We start from the raw sequence: 9,278 nt of genomic DNA on the forward strand, positions 1-9,278 counted from the left end.
GGTTAGTGGAGGTCGGCGGAGACGAAGGACCAGAGTTCGAGGTCGGTCCGGGCGCCGCGGACGTAGCCGGCGTTGCGGAGCAGGCCCTCGTAGCTGAAACCGGCCTTCTCGGCCACCCGCCGCGAGGCCGTGTTGCCGGGCGCCACCCGCAGCTCCACCCGCTGGAAGCCGTGCTCCAGGATCAGCGCGATGGCGACCGCGTCCACCGCCTCGGCGGCCAGCCCGAAGCCCCGCGCCTGCGGCGCCATCGCGTACGAGATCTCGGTGAGCCGGGCGCCCCAGTCGGTACGCCGGGTCCAGAGACAGCCGACGAGCCTGTCGTCCTCCCGGCGGAGCACCCCGTAGTGGTCGCCGTCGCCGCTGTCCCGGCGCTGCCGGGCCAGGTCCGTGCACCAGGCGAGCCCGTCGATCGGGCCGGAGTCGTCGGCGAGCGGCAGCCAACGCCGGGTCAACTTGTCGGCGAAGATCTCCCCGGTCGTCACCGCGTCCACGTCGCCGAGCTGCCGCACCTCGGTACGGGGCGTGGAGACGGTCAGCGTCGGAAACCGGCGTACCGCGACCTGCCCGATCACGCCGGGACCCCACCGGGCGCGGCCGGCACCGTCTCGGCGACCGGCTCCGCCGCCGCGGCCACCAGCCGGCCGGCGATCGCCGGATGCCCGGCCCAGTGCAGGGCGAGCTGCGAGGCGTGCACGTTGCGCCAGACGAAGCCCTCGGCCGAGCCGCCCTCCCAGCTCCACGCCGGGCGCTGACCCGCCCGCGGGGTGAGCACGGCCCGGTGTTCCTTGTGCCCGACCAGCACCGCGCCCTCCGAGGCGACCACGCTCGTGGTGCGGGCCGTCGCCTCCCGGTAGCCGATGACCAGGCCGTCCCGGCTGGCGCCCACGGCGTCCAGGACCCCGCACATCGGCAGCCCGTCGAGCTCCCGCGCCAACCAGAGCATGCCGGCCCCCTCCGCGATGACCGGCCGGCCGGTGCGGGCCAGCTCGGCGACCGCGATGCAGAGCCGCCGGTTCGCGGACAGCTGCTCGGCGTACGACTCGGGGAGCGCCCCGCCGACGATCAGCGCCCGGGTGCCGGGCGGCAGCGCCTCGTCACGGAGGGGATCGAGCGTCACCACCTCGGCACCGGCCGCCCGGAGCAGCTCGGCGGTCTCCGGGGTGCTGTAGCTCCCGCCCGGACCGCCGGCCAGCGCGACCAGCGGCGGGTCCGCCGGGGACACCGCCTCGGCCAGCGCCTCCTGGGGCGACCAGGCCACCGCGGGCAGGGGCGGCGCGGAGCGGGCCAGCCCGAGCAGCCGCTCCAGGTCCACGGTCGCGGCGACCGCCTCCCCCAGCCGGCGTACCGCCCGGCCCGCCTCGCCGGTGCCGTCGATCGCCGGCACCACCCCGTGCCGGCGGTCGGGCAGCACGCCGGGCAGGTCCTGCCGGCGCAACGCCCCGTAAACCGGCACGCCGATGTCGTCGAGCGCCTCCCGCAGCAGCGTCTCGTGCCGGGACGAGGCCACCCGGGTGAGGATCACGCCGCCGAGCCAGAGCTGCTCGTCGAACGACCGGAAGCCGTGCACCAGGGCGGCCACCGACTGCCCCGTCGCCGCGACGTCGACGACCAGCACCACCGGGCTGCGCAGCGCGGTCGCCACGGCGGCGGCGGAGTCGTGCTCAGGGCGGCCGGTGACACTGTCGTACAGCCCCATGCTGCCCTGGATCACGGCGAGACCGGCGCCCGCGGCGCCGTGCGCCACCAGTGGGGCGAGCCGGTCGGCACCGACCAGGAGGGGGTCGAGGGTGCGCCCGGGACGGCCGGCGGCGAGGCCCAGGTAGGCGGCGTCGACCCGGTCCGGTCCGAGCTTGAAGCCGGCGACCTGGACGTCGCGGTCGGCGAACGCGGCGAGCAACCCGATGGCCAGCGCGTTCTTTCCGTGCCCGGAGGACGGCGCGCTGAGCACCAGGCGCGGCACGACGGTCATCATCGACTCCTCGCGTGCGGCGGGTACGCGGTTGCGGGCCCGTGGGAGCGGTCCGCCCGGTGACGATACCGGCCCACCCCGATGGACGAGCGATCCGCAACGGGCCGTCGCGGCCCGGAGCCGGGCGGTCGCGGGCAGTGGCGCCGGTCATACGGGTAGCCTCGTGACCGTGTACCGGTTCCTGCTGACCCCGCGCTGGCTCGGCTATCTGGCGCTGGCCCTGGTCGCCGCCGTGGTGATGGTCTTCCTCGGCAACTGGCAGCTGGACCGCTACCAGGGGCGCACCGAGATCAACGAGCGGATCGACGCGGGCCAGCGGATGACTCCGGCGCCGCTGGGCGACGCGCTGCCCGCCCCCACCGGCGGCGCGGGTACGAGCGGCCCGGCCCCGGCCGAGGAGAAGGTCTACACCCGGGTCACCGTCACCGGCCGGTACGACGCGACGAACATCGTCCTGGTGCGCGGTCGCACGGTGGAGAGCCGGGTCGGATTCGAGGTGCTCACCCCCCTCGTGCTGCCCGACGGCAGCGCCGTGCTGGTCGACCGGGGCTGGATCCCGCCGGCGCCGGGCGGGGCACTCGCGCGGCCCGAGCTGCCCGCCACTCCCGGCGGCGACGTGACGGTGGTCGGCCGGGTGCACGAGAGCGAGAGCCGCCCCGACGCGGTCACCCGCCGCGACGGGCGGTTGGAGACCCGCCGGATCGACGTCTCCCGGCTGGCCCGCGAGCTGCCCTACCCGGTCTACGGCGCGTACGTGCTGCTCGACGAGCAGACCCCGCAGGCGGACCCGACCTTCACGGCGGTGACGGTCGGGCACACCAACAACTGGCAGAACTTCGGCTACGTCGTGCAGTGGTGGCTCTTCGCCGTGATGACGCTCTTCGGCTACGGCTGGGCGGCCCGCCGGGAGGCCCGCCGCGCGGCGGGCCTCGACACCCGGCCGCTGGACCGGGCCGCCGAGCCGACGCCGAGCACGTCGGCCTGACCGGGCCGACCGCGTCCCGGGCCCGGCGCAGCGCCGTTCAGCCGGTGGGACGGCCGGCGTGGATCGCCCGGACCGCGTCGATGGTGTCCGCCTCGGCCGCCGTCTTGTCCGTGCGGTAGCGCACCACCCGGGCGAAGCGCAGCGCCATCCCGCCCGGATAGCGGGAGCTGGTCTGCACCCCGTCGAAGGCGATCTCGACGACCTGCTCCGGGCGGACCCGGACCACCCAGTCACCCCGCTCCACGGCCAGGTCGAGAAAGCGCTCGGTCTGCCAGCGCAACAGCTCGTCGGTGAGGCCCTTGAACGTCTTGCCGAGCATCACGAACTCCCCGGTGCGCGGATCGCGGGCGCCCAGGTGGAGGTTGGAGAGCCAGCCCCGACGCCGGCCGCTGCCCCACTCGACGGCGAGCACCACCAGGTCGAGTGTGTGCCGCGGTTTGACCTTGACCCAGGCCGCACCGCGCCGGCCCGCCTCGTAGGGCGCGTCCGGCGCCTTGACCACGACCCCCTCCTGACCGGCTTCGATCGCCGCCGCGAACGCCGCGCCCGCCTGGCCCGCGTCGTCGACAAGCACCCGGCCCACCAGCAGCGACTCGTCGACCGCGCCGGCCAACGCCGCCCACCGGTCCCGGCCGGGCAGGTCGATCAGGTCGTCGCCGTCGAGGTGCAGCAGGTCGAAGAAGTACGGCGTGAGCACCGCCCGCCCGGTGGTCTCGGCGGCGGCGAGCACGGCGGGGGCGACGGGCGCGCGACCGGTGGTGCTCGGGGTGGCACGTCGGGCGGCGCGGCTGGAGGTCTGCTGGAAGGGCAGTGGCCGTCCGGCCTCGTCGAGCCCGATCGCCTCGCCGTCGAGCACCAACTGCCGGGCCGGCAGGGCGCGCACCGCGGCCACCACCTCGGGAACCCGGGAGGTGATCTCGTCGAGGCTGCGGCTGAAGACGGCGATGTCCTGCCCGGCACGGTGCACCTGGATCCGGATGCCGTCGAGCTTGACGTCGACCACCGCGGGCACGCCGGTCGCGGTGAGGGCCTCGTCGACCGACGGCGCGCTCTGGGCCAGCATCGGCGCCAGCGGGCGTCCCACCTGGAGACCGAACCCGGCCAGCGCGGCGGCGCCCCCGTCGAGCGCGGCCACCGCGACCGTGCGCAGGTCGCCGGAGAGCAGCAGCGCCCGGCGTACGGCCGCCACCGGCACCCCGGCGGCCCGTGCGATCGCGTCGGCGAGCAGCCCGGCCTGCGCCCCCTGGCGCAGCTCGCCGCTGAACAAGCCGGTCAACAGCCGCTGCTCCTCGACGGTGGCCGCCGCGTAGAGCGCGCCGAGCAGGGACCGGCGCCGGGCCTGCGATCCCGGGCCGTGCACCTCGGCGATCCGGTCGATCGCCGCGTCGACGGCTTCGACTGTCAACGTCGGCTCCGCGGCGGGCGGTGGCAGGTCGCGGAGGCTCGCGTAGCCGACACCGGTCTGGCGTTGCCGCAGCTCGCCGGCGAGCCACCCGGCGCCCGCCGGCACCTCGGCCGGGTCGAGCGCCCGCAGCGCGCCGGCCAGCAGCTCCACCTTGGCCCGTCGGCCGCTGGTGGCGGCCACGGCGGCGGAGGTGGCTGCCAGATCGAGGAACCGCACGGGTTCATCCTGCCAGCCACCCCCGACGCCACCCGGGCATTGCCGTGCCCGGGAGCAGCAGGTGGCGCGAACCGGAGCCGAACGGCTCAGGCCGGAACGGGCTCCTCGATCCGCAGCCCGCGGGCGCGGACCTCGTCGGCGACCCGGCTGAGCATCGAGTCGAGTGCGACCAGAGCGGCGGAGAGCTCACCGAGCTGTTCCTTGAGCGTGTCCTCGGGCCACGCGGAGACGTCGACGTCCCCCAGAGCGCTGACGGCGGCCTGCAACCGGGCCATCACCTCGTTCGTACTCATGTTCGAAAGGCTATACCAGCTGCGAGTACGACACGCCGTAAAGTCCAGAATCGGCCCCGGCGTTACGGTTTCGACACCTCACCGCGCGCCACCTCGGCGACCTTGCTCAGCAGCAACGCCTCGGCCAGGCAGACCCGGGCGAACTCGCCCAGGTGCAGGCTCTCGTTCGGCCCGTGCGCCCGGGCGTGCGGGTCCTCCACGCCGGTGACCAGGATCGCGGCCCGCGGGAACATCTCCTGGAACGTGGCGATGAACGGGATCGAGCCACCCACCCCGATGTCGACCGGGTCGGTGCCGTCCCAGGCCTCGCGGAAGGCCGAACGGGCGGCGTCGAACATCGGTCCCGAGGCGTCGATGACGCAGGGGCTGCCGTCGTGCTCGATGGTGACCGTCACCTGCGCGCCCCACGGCACGTGCTTCTCCACATGGGCACGGATCGCCTCGTACGCCCGCTTCGGGTCGTCGCCCGGCGCGAGCCGTACGCTGATCTTGGCCTTCGCGGACGGGACCAGGGCGTTCGGCGCCTCCCCGGTGGCCGGCGCGTCGATGCCGAGCACGGAGAGCGCCGGCTTGGTCCAGAGCCGGTCGGTGAGACGGCCGGTGCCGATGAACTCCACGCCCTCGACGATCCCGGCCTCGGCGCGGATCCGGTCCTCCGGGTAGTCGACGGTCGCGCCCTCCCGGCCGATCAGCCCCTCGACGGCGACGTCACCGGCGTCGGTGTGCAGCGTGGCGAGCAGCCGTACCAGGGTGGTCAGCGCATCCGGGACCGGACCGCCGAACATGCCGCTGTGCACGGCCTGGCCCAGCGTGCGGACCTCGACGAAGCAGTTCACGATGCCGCGCAGCGAGGTGGTGAGCGCCGGCACGCCGACGTCCCAGTTGCCGGAGTCGGCGATCACGATGACGTCCGAGGCGATCTCGTCGCGGTGCTCCTCGAGCAGCCGCTCCAGCGAGTCGGAGCCGTACTCCTCCTCACCCTCGATGAACAGCACGACGCCGACCGGCAGGCGGTCGCCGTACGCGCGCAGCGCCGCCACGTGCGCCATGATGCCCGCCTTGTCGTCGGCCGCGCCCCGGCCGTACAGCCGGCCGTCCCGCTCGACCGGCTCGAACGGGTCCGACTGCCACAACGACAGGTCGCCGACCGGCTGCACGTCGTGGTGGGCGTAGAGGAGCACCGTCGGCGCGCCGGGCGGGGCCGCCTTCCTGCCGATCACCGCCGGCTGCCCGCCGGAACGCACGATCTCCACATCCAGGCCGCAGCCGCGCAGCAGCTCGGCCACCGCCTCGGCGGAGCGCTCCACGTGCGAGTGGTCGAAGCCGTCGAAGGCGATACCGGGGATGCGGACGAGCCGTTCCAGGTCGGCACGGACACCGGGCAGTTCCCGCTCGACGGCGGCCCGGACCTCGGACTCGGACATGATCGGTGTGGTCATGACCGGCATCGTATGCCGACCTTACGGCCGCCACCCGGCCCGGTCGGCGGATGAGAAGGCCCGACCTCGACGAACGGCCGGCGGCCGGCCGCTGCTCGGACGGCGGATGAGAAGGCCGACTCGACGAACAGCCGGGGGCCCGACCGGCGGATGAGGGGCCCGGACCGCGGCGAACGACCGGCGGCCAGCCCAGGGCCGGCCCGGCGATAGGCGGGTCCCCGACCCGCGGCGGACGGCCGGGGTCAGCCGAGGCGCAGGTAGTAGCGGGCGCGGTCGTGCGGCAGCCCCGGCGCGCCGTCGACCACCAGGTCGGCGTGCGCGGCCGTACCGTCCGCGGCGAAGTGCGCCGCCTCGCCGGCGTGCCAGCGACGCAGCTCGGGAAGGATCTCCGGGCCGTCCCGGGCGACCGCGCGGGCCAGCCGCAACGGCGCCGGCGCGGTGACGAAGACGGCGAGGGTCAGCTCCGGACGCGCCGCCGCACGAGCCGCGCTCACCCCCTCGACGATCAGCACCGGGCCGACCGGCACCGCGACCGCGTCGGGCAGGAAGCTGCGCCGCACCCAGCTGTACCGGTGGTACGCCCCGGCCCGCCCGGCACGCAGCGGCGCCAGCACCCGCGTTTCGAGCCGGGCCCAGAAGGTGAGCTGGTCGTCCCAGCCGTCGAGCAGGTCGTCGGTGTGCACCACCGGCGGCCGTACGCCATCGCCCGCTGCGGCGAGCGCGTCCGCGAGGTGCGCCGCGAACCGGCTCTTGCCCGCCCCGCTCGGCCCGTCGACCGCCACCATCCGGGTACGCCCCAACCGCGGCGGGCCGGCGAGCACCCGCCGGGCCAGTTCGGCGTACGCCTCGACCACCGCGACCCGGGTCATCCCGTCGCCTCCGGCAACTCGGCCCACCGGCGGCCGGGCTGGGCGGGTCGGGCGTCACGCGGCACCGCGCCAGTATGCGGGGCACCTGTCGGACCGCCGTCGCTGCGCCCCCCGAAACGGGCCCGCCGCGGCGGTCCCGCCCCCGTTCGGAGTACCGGCTCGGCAGGCGTCCGTCACGTCCGGGGGAATCACGTCACCCGCCAGTTGGCGCCGACCTGTTCACCGGGCGGAGTGCCGGGCGGCTGGGCATGATCGGGAGGTGCTCCGTGACGTGATGAGCCCCGGCGTCGAGGCCCTGCTGGAACAGGCCCGCGCCGGGCTGCAACGGTTGACTCCGCACGAGACCGTCGAGGCGGTGCGGGGCGGCGCGCTGCTGATCGATGCCCGCGCCGACCGGCATCGCCGGGAGCAGGGCGATCTGCCCGGCGCGATCGTCATCGACCGGACGGTGCTGGAGTGGCGGCTCGACCCGGCGAGCCCGTGGCGCATCCCGGAGGCCACCGGCTACGACCGGGAGATAGTGGTGGTGTGCCGGCACGGTTACAGCTCCAGCCTCGCGGCCGCGAGCCTGCAGGCGTTGGGGTTGCGGCGGGCGACGGACATGATCGGCGGCGTCCAGGCCTGGATCGCGGCCGGCCTGCCCCTCTCCGACCGCCCCGCCGACGTGCGCCCCTGACCGGACCCGCCGCCCGCTCCGGGAGCGATGCACGTCGGCGGTGCGGTCGCTAACCGGGCGGGGCGCCCGGCGGGATGAACGGCAGGCCCGGGGGCGGACCGGTCTCGATGAGGCGCCAGAGCGCCTCGGTGTCCAGGTGCTCCTCGACGAGGTCGCCGAGCAGGTCCAGCGAGCGTTCCCGGGCCGCCGCGAAGGCGGTGTCGGCGGCGACGCGGAACCCGTGCCGCCCGGCGAGCCGCGCCGCGTCGGTGAGGAACCGGCGGCGGAACCCGTCGGACTCGAAGGCACCGTGCCAGTGGGTGCCGTGCACCGCACCGAGCACCATCCCCTCGCCGCTGCCGTCGGGCAGGGTGATCATCGGGGCGACCGCCGGGTCGGAAGACGAGACGTACCCGTGGTGGATCTCGTACCCGCGGACCGGCAGGTCGGGCCCGGCGCTGCCCGCCGACTGCCGCACGGTCTTGCGCCTGTCGAAACTGATCTCCATGGGGAGCAGGCCGAGGCCGGGAACGGTGCCCAGCCGGCTCTCCACCGGGTCGTGGATCTCCCGGCCCAGCATCTGGAAGCCGCCGCAGATGCCGAGCAGCGGCTTCCCGGCCGCGGCGTGGGCCAGCACCGCCCCGGCCAGGCCGGTCTCGCGCAGCCAGGCGAGATCCGCCACTGTCGACTTGGAGCCGGGCAGGACCACGAGGTCGGCGGCGGCCAGCTCGGCCGGCTCCACGGTGAGCCGCACCCGTACGCCGGGCTCGGTGGCGAGCGCTTCGACGTCGGTGGCGTTGCTGATCCGGGGTAGCCGGACCACTGCCACGTCCAGCCACTCGGTGCCGTGCGGGGCGGCGGGTCGGCCGAGCACCCGCCCGTACGCGAGCGAGTCCTCGGCGTCCAGCCAGAGGTCGAGGGACCAGGGCAGCACCCCGTACGTGGGGCGGCCGGTGACCTGGCGCAGCATGTCCAGCCCGGGGCGGAGCAGGCCGAGGTCCCCCCGGAACTTGTTGATCACGAAGCCGGCGATCAGCGCCTGGTCGGCCGGATCGAGCAGCGCGACGGTGCCGAACATGGACGCGAACACGCCACCCCGGTCGATGTCGCCGACCACGATGGTGGGCAGCCCGGCGTGCCGGGCGAGCCCCATGTTCACGTAGTCGCCGGCGCGGAGGTTGATCTCGGCCGGGCTGCCGGCGCCCTCGCAGATCACCACGTCGTACTCGGCCCGCAGCTCGGCGAGGGCCGTGTAGGCGGTCTCCGCCAGCCGGGGCCGCAGCTGCCGGAAGGTACCGGCGGTGACCGTGTCGACCGCCTCGCCGAGCAGCACCACCTGGCTGGCCAGATCACTGCCCGGCTTCAACAGCACGGGATTGAACCGCAGATCGGGGGCGAGCCCGCAGGCGGCGGCCTGCATCGCCTGAGCCCGGCCGATCTCCCCGCC

9 protein-coding genes are annotated in these 9,278 nt (G+C 75.2%); 2 read left to right on the forward strand and 7 right to left on the reverse strand.

The features are described from left to right. Positions 1-2: 2 nt before the first annotated feature. Together E1211_RS27320 and E1211_RS27325 are read right to left on the reverse strand one after the other, a co-directional pair. Positions 3-572, reverse strand: coding sequence for a GNAT family N-acetyltransferase (locus E1211_RS27320; RefSeq protein ID WP_132352314.1), 570 nt, complete (start codon positions 570-572; stop codon positions 3-5). Beyond that, positions 569-1,969, reverse strand: coding sequence for a cobyrinate a,c-diamide synthase (locus E1211_RS27325; protein ID WP_132352316.1), 1,401 nt, complete (start codon positions 1,967-1,969; stop codon positions 569-571). The genes E1211_RS27320 and E1211_RS27325 overlap by 4 nt, the downstream gene beginning before the upstream one ends. 163 nt (positions 1,970-2,132) lie before the next feature. Here E1211_RS27325 and E1211_RS27330 point away from each other — a divergent pair, with 163 nt between their 5' ends. Continuing rightward, the gene (locus E1211_RS27330) at positions 2,133-2,954 is read left to right on the forward strand and encodes an SURF1 family protein (protein WP_207915528.1); all 822 of its coding nucleotides are present in this window, start codon (positions 2,133-2,135) and stop codon (positions 2,952-2,954) included. Positions 2,955-2,991: 37 nt separating this feature from the next. Here the strand turns inward: E1211_RS27330 and E1211_RS27335 are convergent, their stop codons facing one another. The 4 genes from E1211_RS27335 to E1211_RS27350 form a co-directional block, all read right to left on the reverse strand. Continuing rightward, positions 2,992-4,575, reverse strand: coding sequence for an ATP-dependent DNA ligase (locus tag E1211_RS27335; RefSeq protein WP_132352318.1), 1,584 nt, complete (start codon positions 4,573-4,575; stop codon positions 2,992-2,994). Positions 4,576-4,661: 86 nt separating this feature from the next. Beyond that, positions 4,662-4,868: a hypothetical protein gene (locus tag E1211_RS27340; protein ID WP_132352320.1), complete on the reverse strand. Its 207-nt coding sequence runs from the start codon at positions 4,866-4,868 to the stop codon at positions 4,662-4,664. A 62-nt stretch (positions 4,869-4,930) separates the two neighbouring features. Beyond that, positions 4,931-6,292 (reverse strand): dipeptidase, encoded by a 1,362-nt coding sequence (locus tag E1211_RS27345; protein WP_207915529.1) that lies wholly within the window; start codon positions 6,290-6,292, stop codon positions 4,931-4,933. Positions 6,293-6,549: 257 nt separating this feature from the next. Then, the gene (locus tag E1211_RS27350; protein ID WP_132352324.1) at positions 6,550-7,176 is read right to left on the reverse strand and encodes a uridine kinase; all 627 of its coding nucleotides are present in this window, start codon (positions 7,174-7,176) and stop codon (positions 6,550-6,552) included. 274 nt (positions 7,177-7,450) lie between these two features. On the opposite strand from E1211_RS27350, the gene E1211_RS27355 reads away from it, so the two are divergent. Further along, the gene (locus E1211_RS27355) at positions 7,451-7,852 is read left to right on the forward strand and encodes a rhodanese-like domain-containing protein (RefSeq protein WP_132352330.1); all 402 of its coding nucleotides are present in this window, start codon (positions 7,451-7,453) and stop codon (positions 7,850-7,852) included. Positions 7,853-7,901: 49 nt separating this feature from the next. Here E1211_RS27355 and E1211_RS27360 read toward each other — a convergent pair. Then, a partial coding sequence (locus E1211_RS27360) for a cobyric acid synthase (protein ID WP_132352326.1) occupies positions 7,902-9,278 on the reverse strand: 1,377 nt, incomplete at its 5' end.

The organism is Micromonospora sp. 15K316, from assembly GCF_004348525.1.
Lineage (GTDB): Bacteria > Actinomycetota > Actinomycetes > Mycobacteriales > Micromonosporaceae > Micromonospora.